The 14,522-nt window shown below is 71.6% G+C and carries 26 protein-coding genes; 3 read left to right on the top strand and 23 right to left on the bottom strand.

From position 1 onward, the window contains the following. Positions 1 to 50: 50 nt before the first annotated feature. The 23 genes from IE178_RS12500 to IE178_RS12605 all read right to left on the bottom strand — a co-directional run bounded on the left by IE178_RS12500 (position 51) and on the right by IE178_RS12605 (position 11,599). Positions 51 to 209: a hypothetical protein gene (locus IE178_RS12500; protein ID WP_193512295.1), complete on the bottom strand. Its 159-nt coding sequence runs from the start codon at positions 207 to 209 to the stop codon at positions 51 to 53. Further along, on the bottom strand, positions 206 to 922 hold the full coding sequence (locus tag IE178_RS12505) for a hypothetical protein (protein WP_193512296.1): 717 nt from the start codon (positions 920 to 922) through the stop codon (positions 206 to 208). Before IE178_RS12505 ends, IE178_RS12500 begins: the two co-directional genes overlap by 4 nt. Before the next feature lie 96 nt (positions 923 to 1,018). Beyond that, positions 1,019 to 1,273: a hypothetical protein gene (locus IE178_RS12510; RefSeq protein WP_193512297.1), complete on the bottom strand. Its 255-nt coding sequence runs from the start codon at positions 1,271 to 1,273 to the stop codon at positions 1,019 to 1,021. After that, on the bottom strand, positions 1,270 to 2,013 hold the full coding sequence (locus IE178_RS12515) for a hypothetical protein (protein WP_193512298.1): 744 nt from the start codon (positions 2,011 to 2,013) through the stop codon (positions 1,270 to 1,272). The genes IE178_RS12510 and IE178_RS12515 overlap by 4 nt, the downstream gene beginning before the upstream one ends. After that, positions 2,010 to 2,288 carry a hypothetical protein gene (locus IE178_RS12520; protein WP_193512299.1) on the bottom strand — a complete coding sequence of 93 codons (279 nt, stop codon included), beginning with the start codon at positions 2,286 to 2,288 and terminating at the stop codon, positions 2,010 to 2,012. Before IE178_RS12520 ends, IE178_RS12515 begins: the two co-directional genes overlap by 4 nt. Further along, entirely contained in the window at positions 2,285 to 2,488 is a 204-nt protein-coding gene (locus IE178_RS12525) for a hypothetical protein (RefSeq protein WP_193512300.1), read from the bottom strand. The genes IE178_RS12520 and IE178_RS12525 overlap by 4 nt, the downstream gene beginning before the upstream one ends. Beyond that, a complete protein-coding gene (locus tag IE178_RS12530) occupies positions 2,485 to 2,844 on the bottom strand; it encodes a hypothetical protein (protein ID WP_193512301.1) in 360 nt (119 codons plus the stop codon). Before IE178_RS12530 ends, IE178_RS12525 begins: the two co-directional genes overlap by 4 nt. Before the next feature lie 384 nt (positions 2,845 to 3,228). Next, positions 3,229 to 4,041, bottom strand: a complete 813-nt coding sequence (locus IE178_RS12535) for a phosphoadenosine phosphosulfate reductase (protein WP_318279999.1) — start codon at positions 4,039 to 4,041, stop codon at positions 3,229 to 3,231. Further along, on the bottom strand, positions 4,038 to 4,712 hold the full coding sequence (locus IE178_RS12540) for a zinc finger domain-containing protein (RefSeq protein ID WP_193512302.1): 675 nt from the start codon (positions 4,710 to 4,712) through the stop codon (positions 4,038 to 4,040). Before IE178_RS12540 ends, IE178_RS12535 begins: the two co-directional genes overlap by 4 nt. Then, positions 4,709 to 5,572 carry a helix-turn-helix domain-containing protein gene (locus tag IE178_RS12545; RefSeq protein ID WP_193512303.1) on the bottom strand — a complete coding sequence of 288 codons (864 nt, stop codon included), beginning with the start codon at positions 5,570 to 5,572 and terminating at the stop codon, positions 4,709 to 4,711. Before IE178_RS12545 ends, IE178_RS12540 begins: the two co-directional genes overlap by 4 nt. Before the next feature lie 76 nt (positions 5,573 to 5,648). Beyond that, on the bottom strand, positions 5,649 to 6,032 hold the full coding sequence (locus IE178_RS12550) for a hypothetical protein (RefSeq protein WP_193512304.1): 384 nt from the start codon (positions 6,030 to 6,032) through the stop codon (positions 5,649 to 5,651). Further along, entirely contained in the window at positions 6,032 to 6,238 is a 207-nt protein-coding gene (locus IE178_RS12555) for a hypothetical protein (protein WP_193512305.1), read from the bottom strand. The genes IE178_RS12550 and IE178_RS12555 overlap by 1 nt, the downstream gene beginning before the upstream one ends. Then, the gene (locus IE178_RS12560; RefSeq protein ID WP_193512306.1) at positions 6,235 to 7,269 is read right to left on the bottom strand and encodes a DNA cytosine methyltransferase; all 1,035 of its coding nucleotides are present in this window, start codon (positions 7,267 to 7,269) and stop codon (positions 6,235 to 6,237) included. Before IE178_RS12560 ends, IE178_RS12555 begins: the two co-directional genes overlap by 4 nt. Further along, positions 7,266 to 7,478 carry a hypothetical protein gene (locus IE178_RS12565; RefSeq protein ID WP_193512307.1) on the bottom strand — a complete coding sequence of 71 codons (213 nt, stop codon included), beginning with the start codon at positions 7,476 to 7,478 and terminating at the stop codon, positions 7,266 to 7,268. The genes IE178_RS12560 and IE178_RS12565 overlap by 4 nt, the downstream gene beginning before the upstream one ends. Beyond that, positions 7,475 to 8,407, bottom strand: coding sequence for a hypothetical protein (locus IE178_RS12570; protein ID WP_193512308.1), 933 nt, complete (start codon positions 8,405 to 8,407; stop codon positions 7,475 to 7,477). The genes IE178_RS12565 and IE178_RS12570 overlap by 4 nt, the downstream gene beginning before the upstream one ends. After that, positions 8,404 to 9,294: a PD-(D/E)XK nuclease-like domain-containing protein gene (locus IE178_RS12575; RefSeq protein ID WP_193512309.1), complete on the bottom strand. Its 891-nt coding sequence runs from the start codon at positions 9,292 to 9,294 to the stop codon at positions 8,404 to 8,406. The genes IE178_RS12570 and IE178_RS12575 overlap by 4 nt, the downstream gene beginning before the upstream one ends. After that, positions 9,291 to 9,551: a hypothetical protein gene (locus IE178_RS12580; RefSeq protein ID WP_193512310.1), complete on the bottom strand. Its 261-nt coding sequence runs from the start codon at positions 9,549 to 9,551 to the stop codon at positions 9,291 to 9,293. The genes IE178_RS12575 and IE178_RS12580 overlap by 4 nt, the downstream gene beginning before the upstream one ends. Further along, positions 9,548 to 9,682 carry a hypothetical protein gene (locus IE178_RS35855; RefSeq protein ID WP_318280000.1) on the bottom strand — a complete coding sequence of 45 codons (135 nt, stop codon included), beginning with the start codon at positions 9,680 to 9,682 and terminating at the stop codon, positions 9,548 to 9,550. Before IE178_RS35855 ends, IE178_RS12580 begins: the two co-directional genes overlap by 4 nt. Then, positions 9,679 to 9,915 (bottom strand): hypothetical protein, encoded by a 237-nt coding sequence (locus tag IE178_RS12585; RefSeq protein WP_193512311.1) that lies wholly within the window; start codon positions 9,913 to 9,915, stop codon positions 9,679 to 9,681. Before IE178_RS12585 ends, IE178_RS35855 begins: the two co-directional genes overlap by 4 nt. Then, a complete protein-coding gene (locus IE178_RS12590) occupies positions 9,912 to 10,538 on the bottom strand; it encodes a hypothetical protein (protein WP_193512312.1) in 627 nt (208 codons plus the stop codon). Before IE178_RS12590 ends, IE178_RS12585 begins: the two co-directional genes overlap by 4 nt. Then, positions 10,535 to 11,050, bottom strand: a complete 516-nt coding sequence (locus IE178_RS12595; RefSeq protein ID WP_193512313.1) for a DUF6197 family protein — start codon at positions 11,048 to 11,050, stop codon at positions 10,535 to 10,537. The genes IE178_RS12590 and IE178_RS12595 overlap by 4 nt, the downstream gene beginning before the upstream one ends. An 11-nt stretch (positions 11,051 to 11,061) precedes the next feature. Beyond that, positions 11,062 to 11,301 (bottom strand): hypothetical protein, encoded by a 240-nt coding sequence (locus IE178_RS12600; RefSeq protein WP_193512314.1) that lies wholly within the window; start codon positions 11,299 to 11,301, stop codon positions 11,062 to 11,064. Further along, entirely contained in the window at positions 11,285 to 11,599 is a 315-nt protein-coding gene (locus tag IE178_RS12605) for a helix-turn-helix domain-containing protein (RefSeq protein ID WP_193512315.1), read from the bottom strand. The genes IE178_RS12600 and IE178_RS12605 overlap by 17 nt, the downstream gene beginning before the upstream one ends. 282 nt (positions 11,600 to 11,881) lie before the next feature. Between IE178_RS12605 and IE178_RS12610 the strand changes: the two genes are divergently transcribed. From IE178_RS12610 to IE178_RS12620, 3 genes are all read left to right on the top strand, one after another. Beyond that, on the top strand, positions 11,882 to 12,256 hold the full coding sequence (locus tag IE178_RS12610) for a helix-turn-helix domain-containing protein (protein ID WP_318280002.1): 375 nt from the start codon (positions 11,882 to 11,884) through the stop codon (positions 12,254 to 12,256). Positions 12,257 to 12,465: 209 nt separating this feature from the next. Continuing rightward, entirely contained in the window at positions 12,466 to 12,717 is a 252-nt protein-coding gene (locus IE178_RS12615; RefSeq protein ID WP_193512317.1) for a hypothetical protein, read from the top strand. 29 nt (positions 12,718 to 12,746) lie between these two features. Continuing rightward, entirely contained in the window at positions 12,747 to 14,048 is a 1,302-nt protein-coding gene (locus tag IE178_RS12620; RefSeq protein ID WP_318280003.1) for a tyrosine-type recombinase/integrase, read from the top strand. Positions 14,049 to 14,522: the final 474 nt, after the last annotated feature.

A 14,522-nucleotide genomic window follows, 5' to 3' on the forward strand; every position in this document is an offset into this window, starting at 1 on the left:
GGGCCTACGGCGTACGGTCAGCGTGCATCACCGGGAGGGGCACCATCCCGTCACGGCCCGCCGCGCCTTGAAGGGTGGCGGGCCAGATGCGGATACCGAGCCTCCAGCGCTTCAAGGCGGGCCTTCTCCCGCAGGTAGCCGCGGCGAGCGTTCACCAGCGCTGCCACGCTGATCATCAGGGACAGGACGCTCAGGACCGTAGCCATCATGCCGCCACTGTCCCACCAGTCCAGGTCCGGCCGCAGTCGGTGCAGTGCGCGGCCGGGGCTGCGCCGGCCCCGCCGTGCATCTGGAGTCGGCCGCCGCAGTCGGGGCACGGGTGGGCTATCACGGCGGTGCGCGCGGCGATGTCGAGGGCGTTTTCCACGCGCGTGCAGGCGTCGGCGGCGACGGTGGCGATCAGGCGTGCCTCGCGGTCGGGCAACGGCCGGAACGGGCCGCCAGCGCCGCGCACCCGGGCGAGGAGCCACAGCGCGGTGTGGGGGGCGGTGTGGCGTCCTCCGTACCGCCAGCGTCGCGGGTCGGCCGCATCGGCGAGCGCGAGCTTGTCGCGGCGGGCGCGGTCGGCGGCCGGCCACGACCGTGGGGCACCGGACATGGGGGAGCGCTGGACGACGGCGGCCACCTGGTCCCCGGTCGCGGTGAGGCTGGTCTCCACGGTGCGCATGGTGTCGAGGATCTCGACGCGGAGCGGCGGCCGTGTGGCGCCAACCTGCTGCGGGTCGCGGTCGAGGAACTGCCGGGTGTAGGCGGCCTGCCAGCGCGCGGCCTCGGCCAGCTCGGCGTCCGCCTCGTCGAGGGCGCGGAGGTAGTCGGTCATGCGGCCGGCGGGCGGCCAGCTGCTGGTGCCGGTCGACGCGAGGGCGTCTTGGAGGTCGGTCCAGCGGAGGGCGACGGTGCGGAGGTGTTCGGCGGTGGTCATCGTGGGCGCTCCTGTGGTGCGTGGCGGTACGGTGATTCCGCCTGTGGGGCGTGCCTGGTCTGGGGAGATCGAGGGCGCGCCCCTTCGTCGTGGTGCTCAGTGGCGGCGCTGGGGCGGGCGGTAGGGGGTCTGCCAGGCGGGCCGGTCCGTGCGCGTGGGCTTGCCGTCGGCGTCGATCAGGCCTGCGTCCTGGAGTTGGCGGCCGAGGTCGGCGAACGCCTTCGCCGCGGCCTGCACCTGGGGGATGAGCGCGCGGGCGAACCGGTCGATGGCGGCGTGGACTTCGGCGGCGTTGCGGAGCAGCTGCTCCCGCTGCTCCTCGGTCAGCTGGGGGGCGAGGGGCTCGGTCATGACGGCTCCGTGGTGGGCTGCTCGGCGGGCGGGAGGATCGCGTCGTGCAGTTCGACGAGGCGGGCGTCCCACCAGCGGGACATGGGCGTGCCGAGGGGCGGCGGGCCGGCCTTCACCCACCGCTCGTACAGGTCGATGACGCGGCTGACGTCCTGCTCGGCGGACTGGTGGAGGGCGGCGAAGACGCGGGTGGTGGTCTCCAGCTCGGTCGCCTCCGTCGTGGGCTGCTCGGTGCCGTCGAGGGCGGCGCGAATGCGGGCGGCGGTGTCCTGCTGGCTGGCGGTCCAGGGCGCGCCGGCCTCGATGAGCGCGGCGACTCGACGCACGCGGTCGAGGGCGGCCTGCGCCCGAGCGCGTTCGGCCTCGGACCGGTTGGACGTCGCGTGTGCCACCTGGAGGAGGTCCTCGGCCTGCTTGGCGCGGGTGCGCGCGGTGTCGGCCTCCCGCATCTCCGTCTCGACGTGCTGCCGCAGGAGGGCGGCCTCGTCGGTGGTGAGCACACCGCGGCTGGCGCGGGACAGCAGGACGAGGAGGGTGTCGCGGCGGGTGGTGCGCAGCTGCTCCTCGTCGTCGGCGGCCAGGGCGGCGCGGAAGCCTGCCTCGGTGCCGTCGGCCAGGGTGTGTGGTTCGGCGGTGGGCGTCGCGCGCTGGTCGGTGAGGCGTCGGAGCTGCGTCGTCAGGGCGTCGACAGCGCGGGCGAGGTGGCGGAGGTCGCCAGCGGACGGGGGCAGAGGGCTCACTGCGCCTCCCCGTTGATCGCGCGGGCCACGGCCAGGGCGTGCGGGGACGGGGCGCCGGGGCCGGTGGTGAGAAACGCGGACCGCCCATCGGGGTCGTCGCGGAACACCTCGTCGGCAGCGCGGATACCGCACTCGTAGTGGTGGGCAGCGTGCTCCAGCCACTCGGAAAGCGGCTCGGTGAAGTCGAGGCCGGACACCGCGCACAGCTCGGGCTGGCGGATGGGGTTGCGGAGGAGGAAGGCGGCGCGCCGCAGCTCCTCGGCGGGCGTGGTCACAGGGTCTGGTCCTTCCGGGGGTCGTCGGGGGTGTCGAAGTCGAGGGCGAGGAGGACGGCGTTGTACCGGGCGGTTTCGGCGCGGATGGCGGCTTCGTCGCAGCGGGCGCATGCCCAGGTTCGGCGTGGTGCGGGTCGCATGCGGTAGCCGATGCTTCCGCCGGCGGCGAGGGCGAGGAGGACGGCGAGGGTGAGTGTCACGGCTGCGCCCCGTCCTGCCGCGCCCCGACGGCGGTCGGCGTGGCGCGGGGGCTGCTCGCTGCCTGCTCCGGGTGACAGATCGTGTTGCCGCCCGGGGCGTGGACCCACCAGACGGCGAGGGTGCCGGTCACGCGGAGGATGGTCTTGCCGCAGTGCGCGCAGTGCTCCGGCTGCGTCTCGGCGGGCTGTGTCTCCTCGGCCAGGCGGCGCAGCTCGGCCCGACGCAGCACCTCGTCCCGGTGTCGGTCGATCAGGGCCTGCGCCTCGTGCCGGTCCTCGCCAGCCTTCCGCAGCAGGACGTACAGCTCCGCCTCGGCTTCGCGGCCCGAGCTGGCGGTGGTGGTGTGGTCGGTCATGGTTCTCCGTTCGGTGGTGGCGGCAGGGAAGCGGCTGTACGGCCGTGTGCGGGCCTTGCAGGGGTGCGGTGGCGTCTCTGTGCGCGAGGGCGGGCGGAACCGGATGGCGCGGCCGTCAGGCGGCGTCTGGCTGGGTTGTGGGGATGAGGCGGAGGTGTCGGGTGCGTTTGTGTTCGGCTTGTTCGCTGGGGTCGTGCCAGCCGTTGAGGGCGGCGGTTAGGTCGGCGAGGTGCTGGGCTTGTTCTTCGGTGGTCCAGGGCTCTGTGTGGGGCTTGGGCGGTGTGGGGGGCTGTGCGTGGCCGAAGGTGCCGGTGGGCCACTGTTCGGCCATGAGGCGGGCGTACGGGGTCACGTGTGCTCCCGTGGGGCGGTTGGCTGGGCTGGTCAGGTGAAGCAGTAGCCGCTGTCACAGGCGCCGTCGGCCTCGTCGAACATCGGCAAGAGGTCGACGCCGTCGGGGATCGCCTCGCGCAGTGGGCGGGCGAAGCGGGTGAGGTAGACGTGGTCCTTGCCCAGCTCGTCACGCCGCCGGTTCAGCAGGTCTTCGAGCTGGCACGCCTTCTCGAACTCGGCTGGCTGCTCGCGGCGCATGTCGTGCCAGGTCTCCGGCCGGTGGAACGGGCAGAAGAAGCAGCTGGACTTGGGCGGCACTGGCAGGCCGGCGTCGCGGATGATGCGGGCGCAGTCGGTGCGGCGCAGGCCGAGGTCGAGCAGCGGGTAGACGATCTCTTCGTGAGGTTCGATCTTGCGGTTGTTCGCGCGGTGGATCTCGTCGAGGCTGATGCCGATACCGATCGTGGCGGGGCGGGCCGCGGTGGCGCCGCGCCGCTTCAGTTCCTTGGCGATGACCTTGATCTTGAAGTCGGCGGTGCAGTTGCGGGTGCCGGGTGCGCCGTTGGACATGCGCACCGGGATGGGCAGCGAGCGGGAGCCTGCGCGGGTGAGACGGCCCATGAGCGTCTCGGTGGTCCCGTCGCGCTTCACGCGGTCGAGGACGGCCAGCTCTATGCCGTGCTCGGCGGCGTAGGGGCGGGCGTACTCGTTGACGTAGCGGAGGGTTGCCGGGTTTTCGCTGTCGTCTCCGACGTTGGCCATCAGGAACGTCGGGAAGTCGATGCGGCCTTGTGCGGCGAGGACGAGGAGGGCGGTGGATTGGACGCCGCCGCCGTAGCTGATGGAGCGCAGTTCGGTGGTCATGCGCTGGTCCTTTCCGGGTCGGTGGTGGCGGCGGTCTCGGTGCGGCTGGGGTGGGGTTCGGTGAGGCGGTGGCGTCCGTGGCGGCGGCTGGGGCGTTGGCAGGGTTGGCCGGGTGCGGCGCGGCAGGTGTGGACGGGGCAGGCGACGGCGAGGGCGTCGGGCTGTCCGGTCTGTGCGGCTTGGAGGCGGGCGGCGGCGATGGGCCGGTAGGGAGCGAGGGCGGTGCGGGTCTCGGTGGTGAGGTAGTCGCCGAGCTGCGCGACGCGGCGGACCGCTTCGGCGGCGGCGGGTCCAGCCGTGATGGCGCGGACCTCGGCGGGGGGCTGCTGGCCGTAGACGACGGCCTGCCGCTGCTCGCGGAGGGCGGTGAGGTAGCCGGGCACGTCGTCGGGGTCCAGGCCGGGCTGGGGCTCGAAGGTGCCGACGTCGCGGTTCATGCGGTCGCGGACGACGGCCTGCCAGCGGGTGGCGATCTCGGCGGGGAGGATCGGCCACGTGGAGGTGGCGTAGTGCTGCTGCGCGGCGTGGAGGGCGAAGTCCGGGGGGACGTCGGCGAGGATGCCGGCCCACATCTGGATCTGTGCGCGCATCTCGATGGGGTCTTCGCGGCGGACGCGGGGGTCGGCGAGGGCGATCTGCGCGAGGAGCTGAGGGATCTCGGCGGGCTTCATGCGGTGTCTCCCTGGCGGAGTTCTTCGGCGATGGCGGCCATCTGGGCGACGTAGTTGGCGGCGGCGGAGGGCGGGCCGACGGGGCGGGGGCCGGTGTAGGCGGTGGGGGCTTGGACGCCGGTCCAGCCGCGGAGGAAGTACTTGGCGCTGTAGGGCTGGTTCTTGGCGGCCTGCCAGGCGCGGGCGGCGTGGTCGATGAGGGCGGGTACGCCGGCGCGGCGTACGGCGTCGCGGAGGTCGATCCACTCGGCGGCGCTGAAGCTCCAGGCGACGCTCATGCCGCGGGCTTCCATGGCGTCGATGAGGGGCTGCACCTCTCCTCGTCCGGAGAGGGCTACGGCGGCGCCGGTGGGGGGGACCGGAACGGAACTACTGGAACTACTGGAACTACTGGGGGCAGCTCCTGCCCTAGCTCCGGTCACCAGCTGCCCTAGCTCTAGGGCATCTCCTGCCCCAGCCTGGGGCGCCTCGTGCCCTAGCTTTTCGGGGGCTAGGGCGTCTGCTGCCCTAGGCTGGGGCAGGAGCTGCCCTAGCTCAATCCCGTCTGAATCGGGCACCGCCAGGCCCTTGGGGATCTTGAGCGTGTACCGCGTCCGCTCCTTCTTCACCCGCGCGGCAGCAGCCGACGGGCGGTCGCGCTGGAGCCAGCCGCCGCCCTCCAGCGTGTCGAGGTGCTTGCGGACGGAGGCGCGGGCCATGCCGGTCGCGTCCTCCAGCGCCGTCAGGGACGGCTGCAAGTGGTCGGGAATCCTGCCGGTCCGGACGTCGGCCCACGTGGCGACGGTGAGCGCCAGCAGACGCGACAGCGACGGCAGTTCGCTGCTGCGGACCGCTCGCTCGTACTGGAACCGGCTTGGCATGTGTGGCTTCTCTCTTCGGCGGGTCGCCCGGGGCGGGGGTTGTGTGGCACCCCGCCCCGGGGCCGTACAGGGGTGGTCAGAGGTTGCGGAGGACGACCTTCGACAGAGCCATGACGAAGTGGTCGCGGTCGGCGTCGGCCATGTCCGGGTGGAAGGCGAAGTGCAGGCGGATGCGGGGCCGGTCGCCGTCGCCGGGGTCCACGCCGAGCTGCAGGGTGTGGCCGTCGGGCTCGAGGCCGTCGGCGCCGAGGCTGACGGCCCACTCGGACACGTCGGCCGCGCCGTCAAGCAGGGTCACGATCTGGTCGCACGCCTCGTCGATGGCCTCAGAGTCGGCTTTCCCACCCCACTTCCTCTGTACGGCCGGGCGGATCGCGTCGTCCGCGTTGGCGGAAGCGATGGCGAGCAGGCGGGCGGCCTCGGCGCGGATGTCGTCGTCGGTGTACGGGCGGTCGCTCATCAGGTCTGTCCGTTCTTGTGGTTGTGGTCCGCGGCCTGGACGGCGCGGTAGGTGTAGATGGCGCGGGGTCCCGGAGCCGGTGCCGGTAGGCCCTTCGCGGCCCACGGGGCGTGCGCGTCGCACTTCCAGCCGGTGGCGTAGAAGCGGACCGGGCCGTCGTGGTCGTCGCGGGGGATGTCGCACGGCTCCGGAACCCCGCCGGTCACGCGGCGCTCGCCGTCTCGGCCTGCCGGACCGGGATGCCGGTCGCCGCGGACACGATGTGCGCGGCGAACCGCGACGGCACCGCGTTGCCGATCTGGCGGGAGACCTGGCCCTTGTTGCCGTGGAACGGGTAGCCCTGCCGGAACGTCTGGAGGCGGGCGCCTTCCTCGGGCGACAGGTTCAGGTGTCCCTCGGTCTGCTTGCCGCCGACGTGGCCGACGGTCCCGGACACGGTGGGCGCCGGCTTCCGCCAGGCCCAGTGCTTGCGGTTGGCCATCGCCGCGCGCATCGCCCGGCGGGTGGCGTTACCGAACGGCTCGGAACCGCCAGTTTCGGTGCCGCCGCCGGTGACGGTGGGCGCGGGCCGGTCGGTGTAGCCCCAGCCCAGGGCCTCGGCCATGGTTATCCAGCGCGGCAGGTCGTCCCCGAACAGGCCGGCGGCTCCGTGCTCGCTGTGTGTCGGCGTGGGTGCGGTGACGGGCCGGACGCCTGAGGCGATGAGGATCGCGCGGCGCCGCGTCTGCGGGACGCCGTAGTCGGCCGCGTTCAGCACGCCGACCCACACGCTGTAGCCCCAGCTGCGCAGCACGGCGGCGATCTGCTGGAACAGCGGGAGGACGTCCGGGACTTCCTCCAGGCACATCCACTCCGGGCGCAGGTCGTACAGCCAGCGCATCGGCTCGGCGGCGAGCAGCGACCGCTTGTCCCGGCACTGCGAGAGGAGAGCGGCGCGAGTGTCGCGGCCGTGCGCGAGATCGTGGACGGCCTGGTGCACGAGCGGCTGGTCGGCCAGCCCGCCGCGCTTCCCGGCCCGCGACCACGCCTGGCACGGAGGCGAGGCAATCAGGCCCTTGGCACGGCCGGCGAACGGCGCGGTGGGGTAGGCGGCCACGTCGGTCTGGATGGTGGGGTGCCCGGCGGCGTGGGCGGTGCGGCAGGCGGCCGTGTCCCACTCCAGACCGATGTCGGTGAGGGCGAGGAGGCGCAGGCCCTCGGACCAGCCGCGGGGGCCGGCGAACAGGTCGACGATCATCGGGGCACCGCCGTGGGGGTGGTGCACTGGCAGGCGCAGCAGGTGCGGGTACCGTTCGCGTCGTAGCGGTGTAGGTGCTCGGTCTGCTCGTCGGGGCACCAGCCGATGTCGTACACGCCGACCGTGCGACGGGTGACGTACCAGCGGGACAGCAGCGCGAGGCCGCTGAGCGACAGCAGGAGCGCGAGGGCGCCGAGGGCGATCGTCACGACGTCGCCCCCGTCCCCGGCTGACGCGCGGCCGGCCACTGCCCGGTGCCCTCGGCGGCGGGCGCCTGCTGCTCGGGCTGCGGCGCGCTGGCGGGCGCCTGCTCGGCGTGCTGCTGGGTGATCTCAGCGACGGTGACCCGCTTCTGCGGGAACTCCTCCTCGATCGTCACCTCACCGCGGCGAATCGACTCCGAGATGATGGACAACTGGCCGAGGTCGAGGTTCGTCCACTTCCCGGACGGGCGGCCGGACCGGTTCTCCTCCAGCTGCTCGACCGTGACGCCGAGGCCCTCGAAGTGGGCGATGCAGTCGGCGATGCGCTGCGCGAGGGGCTTGTCTCCCTGCCCGCGCTCGACGGTGTTGGTCGCGATCTCCTTCGCCTGCTCGCGGAACCAGTCCGGGAGCACGGAGAAGATCATTTCTCGCAGGCGGCGGGCGCCGTTGTTCGAGTTGTTCTCGTAGACGTCCCGCGGGTCCTCCAGACGCGTGCCGCCGCTGTCCTTCGTCCAGCGGGTGTGCGGCACGATGAACGTCGTGGAGGCGCGCTCGTTGGTCTCCAGGTCCCACGCCCACGCCTGCATCTCGGATTCGCCGTTGGCGTCGTCGCGGCGCAGCTCGTGAACGCCGTAGTGCAGGTTGGTCCAGCAGCGGGCCAGCTCCTTGGCGAACTGGATCGTCTCGCCGGACACCTGCGAGGAGCCGCGACGGAAGCGGAAGAACGAGCGGACGGCGAGGCTGTGCTGAGCGAAGCCCATGCGCATCTTCGCGACGGCCTGGGCCTCGTTCCGCGGGAACTGGCGGGCCACGATGACGGCGGCCTGGACCTCGGCGACCGCGCGGGACTGCTCGACCGCGGTGCCCTGCCCGACGAACGCGGGAGCCGGGGCGGCGGGGACGGCGAACTGATCGGTGGTGGCGGGGTAGTTCACAGGTACTCCAGGGAATCGCGGGTCTCGGCCCAGCCGGGCAGGGAGAGGGGCACCACGTCGTCGCTGTAGCCGGGCCAGTGGCCGGTAGCGGTGCAGTGCGCGAAGGTTTCGAGGGCGCGCCGGTTGCGGGCGGCGCCGATCCGCCGGGAGGTGGCGTTCACCTCGATGACGGTGATCACGTACGGGGCGGTCTTCTCCTGGCAGACGAAGACGAACGCGGCGTCGTCGTCGGCGATGCCGAGGGCGCGGCAGGCGGACCGGTACCAGTCGTCTTGCTGGTGGTAGCCGTACTCCTCGATGTCCTTGGCGAGCTTCTCGGGGTTCGCCGAGCGGCACGTCTTGTAGTCGGGGATGATCAGCCGCCCGGAGCGGGGGTTCGGCAGCCAGTCGAGGCGGGCCCGGCGCATCACGCTCGTACGGTCGTCGCGCCAGAACAGGGACCGCTCCGGGGTGCCGCGCTCGGGGTCGAACAGCAGGGAGGCGACGGGGTGGCGGCGCAGGGCGTCCGCCATGTCGTGCACCTGCTGGTACTCGGCGGGCTTCAGCGGGATCTCGCCAGCGGCGCGGGCGTCGGCCACGTCGGCCTTCGCGGCCTTCGTGGTCCACATCTCGTGCTCGATCTTCCGGAGCGTGGGCCCGTTGCCGAGGACGAGCTTGTGGGCGGCGTTGCCGATGTCCCACACCTTCTTGGGCGGCTGCGGGTTGTCCTGCTCGTACCGGAAGATGGCCGGGCAGGAGGGGGGCAGCAGCTTCCGTGCGCCGCTGGAGGAGAGGGCGTACCGGTGGGAGTGGTACTCCTCGTTCGTCATGTCGTGAATGCCGGGCTCGGTAATGGGGGGCGGGCCGGCGGCCGGGGCCTGAGCCCCGGCCTGCGCGACGGTCGTCACAGGGCGCCGTCCTTCCTGGTGTTCGTGGTGGCTCGGGTCAGCAGTGCGACCGCGGCTCGGAGACCGGCGATGAAACGGGGGTCCTCGGTGAAGTCGGCGTCGCAGGCGGCGTCTTCCACCAGCGCGGCGCCCTCGGCGAGGACCTCGGCGCGGTGCGCGTCGGCCAGCTGCTCGGCGTGGTCGACGTCGGACAGGGTGGCGATCCCGCCGTGGCTGTCCTCGGACAGGGCGGCGATGATCTGACGGCGGGCGCTCACGACGTCCCCCCGTCCTGCTGCAGCAGCCTCCGGTACGCCCACGGGCGGCCCGTGTCCGCGTAGGCGACCTCGTCCGCGACGTCCATCACGTCGTCGGGCTCGGACTCGGCGTCGTACGTCTGCGGGCTCATCGGGCGCCTCCCTGCGGCAGCCGCAGGTGCCAGGCCAGGACCACCAGCCACGCGGCCAGGTGAAGCCGGGCCTGCTGCGTGGCGTGCCCGGCGGCGTCGAGCGCCGGGGCCACCGGCAGGTGCGGCAGGTGGACGTCCCGGTCGGCGTAGCGGACGGCGAGCCAGAGGAGGGGGAGGGTGGCGGTGCCGATGGCGGCGGCGGTCAGCCACTCGCCGGTAGTCGCGGCGTTCACTGGGCACCGCCCGTCTGCTGCGTCTCGCAGCCGGGGCAGTCGTCCACATGCTCGGGGTCGTCGCTGCCGTCGGCCACGACGTGCGCGTCCTCGTCGGGGGTGAGGGTGCGGACGGCGTGACGCATCCCGGGCCCGTCCTCGGACACCGGACCGGTCGTGTCGAGCCGGTACAACTTCCGGAACAACGACAGCCGCAGCGCACTGAACGTCGTCACCGGCGCACCCCGCCCGTCCCGCTCGCGCTTGTCGAACGCGACGCCGGGCTCGTCGTCGCCGGCCTTCTGCCAGACGCGGGTCACGGTCACCCAGGCGCCCGGGCGATCAACGCTCCAGTACTTCTCACCGACGGACACCGGGCGCTCGGCGTCCGCCTGGCCGGTGAGGGCGTAGGCGATGGGGTCCTCATCGACCGGCCGCTCGTACTCGGCGAGCCGGGCCTCCAGCTCGGCGACGCGGGCCCGCAGCTTTCGCCGGCCGCGCTTCGCCGAAGCCAGCGCCAACCGCAGCCGGGCCGTCCCCTCCGCGTCGTACTTCGCGAGCAGCCTCTCCACCAGGCCCTTCGGGTCGGAGCTGTCGGCGAAGTAGCCGCGCAACGCACTCCCGATCACGTCCCGGGTACTCATGCCGACACCTCGCACGCGTCCGCAGCCGCCTCCAACACCGCGACCGCCGACTCCGTCGTGCGCGACTCCACGTCACCCCACGCGTCGACGTGCGCCTCCAGGTCGAAGATCCCGCCGAACAGCGGCCCCTCCCCGTCGACCTCCAACCGCAGCGCCAACGTGCCGATCGCCTGATCCGCGATCAGCGACGTCCGGTGCGGGTCACCCGTCGTCGCGCACTTCAGCGCCGCCACGATGCTCATGGGCCGCAGGAAGTGCGGGATGCACATCTCCCGGTCGAACGCGTCCGGGACGAAGTCGCCCTTGTACAGGCCGTTCGACGCGATCAGCCGAGCCGCCGCCCGGAACACGCCCGGGACAGTCGTCGGCCGCGCCTGCGGCGACTCATGCAGCGGAAGAACCCCGCTGCTCCTCTGCAACAATGTGGCCATCGGTGGCCTCTCTTTCTCTGGTTGTAGGGGCGCCGAGTCGGGGGTCGCCAGGCCGGGAAGTCGGGCGGCCCTTCGGCGCATCTAGGGGTGGGTCAGGAGGCGGCGGCCATCTGGTCCTGCTCGGCCATCCACGCCTTCACGGCGGTCAGGTCGAAGCGGCGGACTTCCTTCTTCTGGCCGGTCGTCCTGAGCCGCTCCACCGGCATTCCGTCCTCGATCCACCGCAGGACGGTCCAGTCCGAGACCTGGTAGTAGGTCTCCAGCTCGGGCTGGGTCAGGAGGGGGAGCAGGCCGGCCGGGAGGGGGACGCGGCGGTCACTCTTCGTCGGCATCAGGGGTTGACCTTTCGATTCTCGAAATCGAAGATTCGGGCATGGCAAAGAGGTCCTGGAGGGGTGCGTTCGTCCTCCGGTGCAGCGCCTCGGCGACGAGCCAGGCCGTTGTCCACTCGCAGCGGTCGCGTGCGGTCTCGCCCTGCCCCGTTATGCGGCCCACGGTGGCGGGGCTGACGCCCTTGCCGGTGGGGTCGACTTCCTTCGTCGCCTCGGCGAGCTCCGGGCCCGAGAGTCCGGCCCGCTCCATGGCATCTCTGAGGGGCTTGCCGTCGCGCTTCCGGTGCAGTTTGGGCATGGGGACCTCGTGCCTTGGCTGGTTCGCGCCCCGGTTGGGGTGCTTCGATATTTCTACTCTCGAAATCGAAGGCAGTCAACTAGGCGTTCCGAGTGGTGCCGAGTGGTGCCGAGCGCAGGGGGGTTTCATTCGCCGGAGCCGGGGCATTCGGGCGGACGGCCCATGGCGGTGGCATACGCCGCGCACAACGGCGCGTGACAAGGGGGTCGCGCGCCGCTAAGTTTTGCGCCAAGCTTCTACTTTTACTTGCGAAAAGTAGAAGGTCAGGGCACCCTTACGCGTGTGACGACACCCGAGCCTGCCACGCCTGCCGAAGGGGAGACCTTCGCGCAGATCCTCGCCGCGCTGAAAGACCACTACGGCGTCAGCGACAGCGAGGTGGCACGGCGCATCGGCGCCCACGTCTCCACGGTCAACAACTGGGCCCACGGCAAGGCCAGCCCTCGGCCGGCCGCCCTGCGGGCACTCGCCCGCGAGTTCCCCCGGTTCGGCGAGGAGCGGCTGTTCGCGTCGGTCGGGAAGAGGGCGCCCGCCCCGCTTTCCCCTGACAAGCGGACGGCCGTCCTCGAAGTGTTCGACCGGCTCACCGAGGAGCAGCAGGAAATGCTGTTGATCCAGGCCAGCGCCGTGGCGGACACCAACGACCGCCAGCCCTGACGATCCACTCGCGATCCGCGTACAACCATCGCGGCGTCTCAAGGGTCTCCGTTAAACGGCTCAGTGACCCCCTGTCAGGATGCATGCGGTTTCCGCCACCAAGTGGTCGCAAATTTGACCACTCACAGGTACGGTCAGTAACGCGCTTGACGTCCTCCCCCGTCAGCCACACCACGCCACACCTGTAACCGTGATCGGGGAGTGTGCCCATGTGCATTCGGGTCCAGTACGCGCCGCGCTGCGAGATCAACGACCCGTGGGACGCCGCCAGGAATCTGATCCTCATCCCGGCCAATCTCGGCGCCACAGTTCTTTTCACCCTTCACGCGATACGGGCCGTCCTGCACGCAATGGACGTACAGCAGCCCGACTTTGGGGCACGCTGCTGGTGCGGAGAGAGCATCGCCCTCCCCGCACCCAGCCAGCAGCGACAGAACGAGGTGATGGACCTTGGCGCGTAAGACGCAGGCCCCGAAGGCGAGGGGGCGGCATGCCGCGTAGGGCCATGAACAACCCCCGCCAGATGCGCTCGAAGTCGTGCGGGTGCCAGCTGTGCATGGAGGCGTACCCGCCCGAGCAGCACGGCGACCGCAAGCGCCGGCGGGACTGCCAAGGAAGCTGGCAGGCCCGCTACCGGGACGCCAACGGCCAGCAGAAGGCGAAGAACTTCCCCCGCAAGAAGGAGGCTGACGCCTTCCTGGACGAGGTCCGCGGATCCGTCCGGCAGGGTACCTACCTCGACCCCAAGCGCGGCGAGATCACCCTCACCGCGTGGTGGGAGCAGTGGTGGCCGGCCAACGAGCCGACCCGGCCCACCACCCGGAACCGGAAACTCTCCTCGTGGCGCGTCCACATCGAGCCGAAGTGGGGGAAGCGCAAGCTCAACTCCCTCACCTACCTGGAGATTCAGGCGTGGCTCGCCCAGGAGGTCAAGGGGCACGCGACGCAGACGAAAGTCCTGGAGCTGCTGCGGATGCTGCTCCGGGACGCCGTACGGGACCAGCGCATCCAGTTCAACCCGGCGGACAACGTCACCAAGACGACCAGCCCGCCGGTGAAGCACCCGGAAGACCTTCGGCCGCCGACGCTGGAACAGTACGAGCTGGTGCGTGAGCAACTGCCCATCTGGTATCGGCCGCTCGTGGATTTCGCCCAGGAGACCGGGATGCGGTGGGGCGAGTACACCGGCCTGCGCCGGCGGTACGTCGACCTGGAGGCCGACACGGTCGAGGTGAGGGAAATTGTCATCGACGACCGGGGCACCCCCGTGCGGCAGGGTCTGCCGAAGACGTCGGCCGGTGTCCGAACGGTACCGCTCACGCCGAAGGCGAAGGAGGCGCTTCTGGTCATGCTGGACCGGCTGGACCCGTCCGCGGCTGAGACGGACGTGGAGGACGGCCTCCACCCCGAGGAACTCCTCTTCCGGGGGCCGCTTGCCGGAGAGACTCGGAGGGCCCAGGACGGCGCCGTACAGCTGACCGGGGTCCTGCGTGGCCGGAACTTCCGCCGCCTGTGGATTCCCGCAATCAAGGCCGCAGGGATCGCCCGCATGGTGCGGAGCCCGGAGACGGGGCGGAAGGAGTGGTGGCCGCGAATGCACGACTACCGGCACGCGCTCGCCTCCCGGCTGCACGAGGCCGGCATGCCGGAGGCGGACGTCCAGTACATCCTCGGGCAGGAGCGGGGCGGCCGGGTCACGTGGCTCTACACGCACCGCAGCGACGAGGCGGTGGCCAACTTCCGTGAGGCCATGGGCGGCAGCGGTGGCCGGCACCTGCGGGCCGTTTCGTGACCGCTCACGGGGCCGGAATCCACATCCAATCCACAACGACCCCACGGAAACGCTCGGAACCACTCGGCACGGCTCGCTGAGAACCGACTCACCTCAGTTGACCTGCACTCGGAGCGACCCGGAACCACTCGGAATCACTCACCCTGCGGGGTAGGTGATTTTGCATGGCAGATGTCAGGGGTTCGACTCCCCTAGGCTCCACCGGTAAACGCCCTCTGAACTGCGGAAACGTGGTTCAGAGGGCGTTGTCGCGCGTACGTGGTCCGCGCGTGTGCGCAGCACGGGGGAAGGGCGGGCGGTATTTCGGGGTCCTTGGTGCCCCCTACGCCCGCCGAGAGGGAGCTGCCCCACAGGCCGATACCTCCGACTGCGGCGACGGCACATCGGCAGACCCGCCGAGTCCGGTCCGGGCCACGCGGCCCGTGCCTCGTGTACGACGAGATCCGCACGACGCGGTGACGTGGGCTTCGTCCT

Origin of the sequence: Streptomyces griseoloalbus (assembly GCA_014650015.1) — a bacterium.
In the GTDB taxonomy this organism is placed as follows: domain Bacteria; phylum Actinomycetota; class Actinomycetes; order Streptomycetales; family Streptomycetaceae; genus Streptomyces; species Streptomyces griseoloalbus.

What these genes read in the sequence shown, in the direction of transcription:
- IE178_RS35855 (WP_318280000.1), bottom strand. Translation starts at nt 9,682, where the DNA reads ATGAGCCCGCAGACGTACGACGCCGAGTCCGAGCCCGACGACGTGATG.
- IE178_RS12620 (WP_318280003.1), top strand. Translation starts at nt 12,747, where the DNA reads ATGCCGCGTAGGGCCATGAACAACCCCCGCCAGATGCGCTCGAAGTCG.
- IE178_RS12560 (WP_193512306.1), bottom strand. Translation starts at nt 7,269, where the DNA reads ATGATCGTCGACCTGTTCGCCGGCCCCCGCGGCTGGTCCGAGGGCCTG.
- IE178_RS12545 (WP_193512303.1), bottom strand. Translation starts at nt 5,572, where the DNA reads ATGCCAAGCCGGTTCCAGTACGAGCGAGCGGTCCGCAGCAGCGAACTG.
- IE178_RS12505 (WP_193512296.1), bottom strand. Translation starts at nt 922, where the DNA reads ATGACCACCGCCGAACACCTCCGCACCGTCGCCCTCCGCTGGACCGAC.
- IE178_RS12600 (WP_193512314.1), bottom strand. Translation starts at nt 11,301, where the DNA reads ATGCCGACGAAGAGTGACCGCCGCGTCCCCCTCCCGGCCGGCCTGCTC.
- IE178_RS12510 (WP_193512297.1), bottom strand. Translation starts at nt 1,273, where the DNA reads ATGACCGAGCCCCTCGCCCCCCAGCTGACCGAGGAGCAGCGGGAGCAG.
- IE178_RS12530 (WP_193512301.1), bottom strand. Translation starts at nt 2,844, where the DNA reads ATGACCGACCACACCACCACCGCCAGCTCGGGCCGCGAAGCCGAGGCG.
- IE178_RS12595 (WP_193512313.1), bottom strand. Translation starts at nt 11,050, where the DNA reads ATGCGCCGAAGGGCCGCCCGACTTCCCGGCCTGGCGACCCCCGACTCG.
- IE178_RS12615 (WP_193512317.1), top strand. Translation starts at nt 12,466, where the DNA reads ATGTGCATTCGGGTCCAGTACGCGCCGCGCTGCGAGATCAACGACCCG.
- IE178_RS12590 (WP_193512312.1), bottom strand. Translation starts at nt 10,538, where the DNA reads ATGAGTACCCGGGACGTGATCGGGAGTGCGTTGCGCGGCTACTTCGCC.
- IE178_RS12535 (WP_318279999.1), bottom strand. Translation starts at nt 4,041, where the DNA reads ATGACCACCGAACTGCGCTCCATCAGCTACGGCGGCGGCGTCCAATCC.
- IE178_RS12605 (WP_193512315.1), bottom strand. Translation starts at nt 11,599, where the DNA reads ATGCCCAAACTGCACCGGAAGCGCGACGGCAAGCCCCTCAGAGATGCC.
- IE178_RS12500 (WP_193512295.1), bottom strand. Translation starts at nt 209, where the DNA reads ATGATGGCTACGGTCCTGAGCGTCCTGTCCCTGATGATCAGCGTGGCA.
- IE178_RS12540 (WP_193512302.1), bottom strand. Translation starts at nt 4,712, where the DNA reads ATGAAGCCCGCCGAGATCCCTCAGCTCCTCGCGCAGATCGCCCTCGCC.
- IE178_RS12550 (WP_193512304.1), bottom strand. Translation starts at nt 6,032, where the DNA reads ATGAGCGACCGCCCGTACACCGACGACGACATCCGCGCCGAGGCCGCC.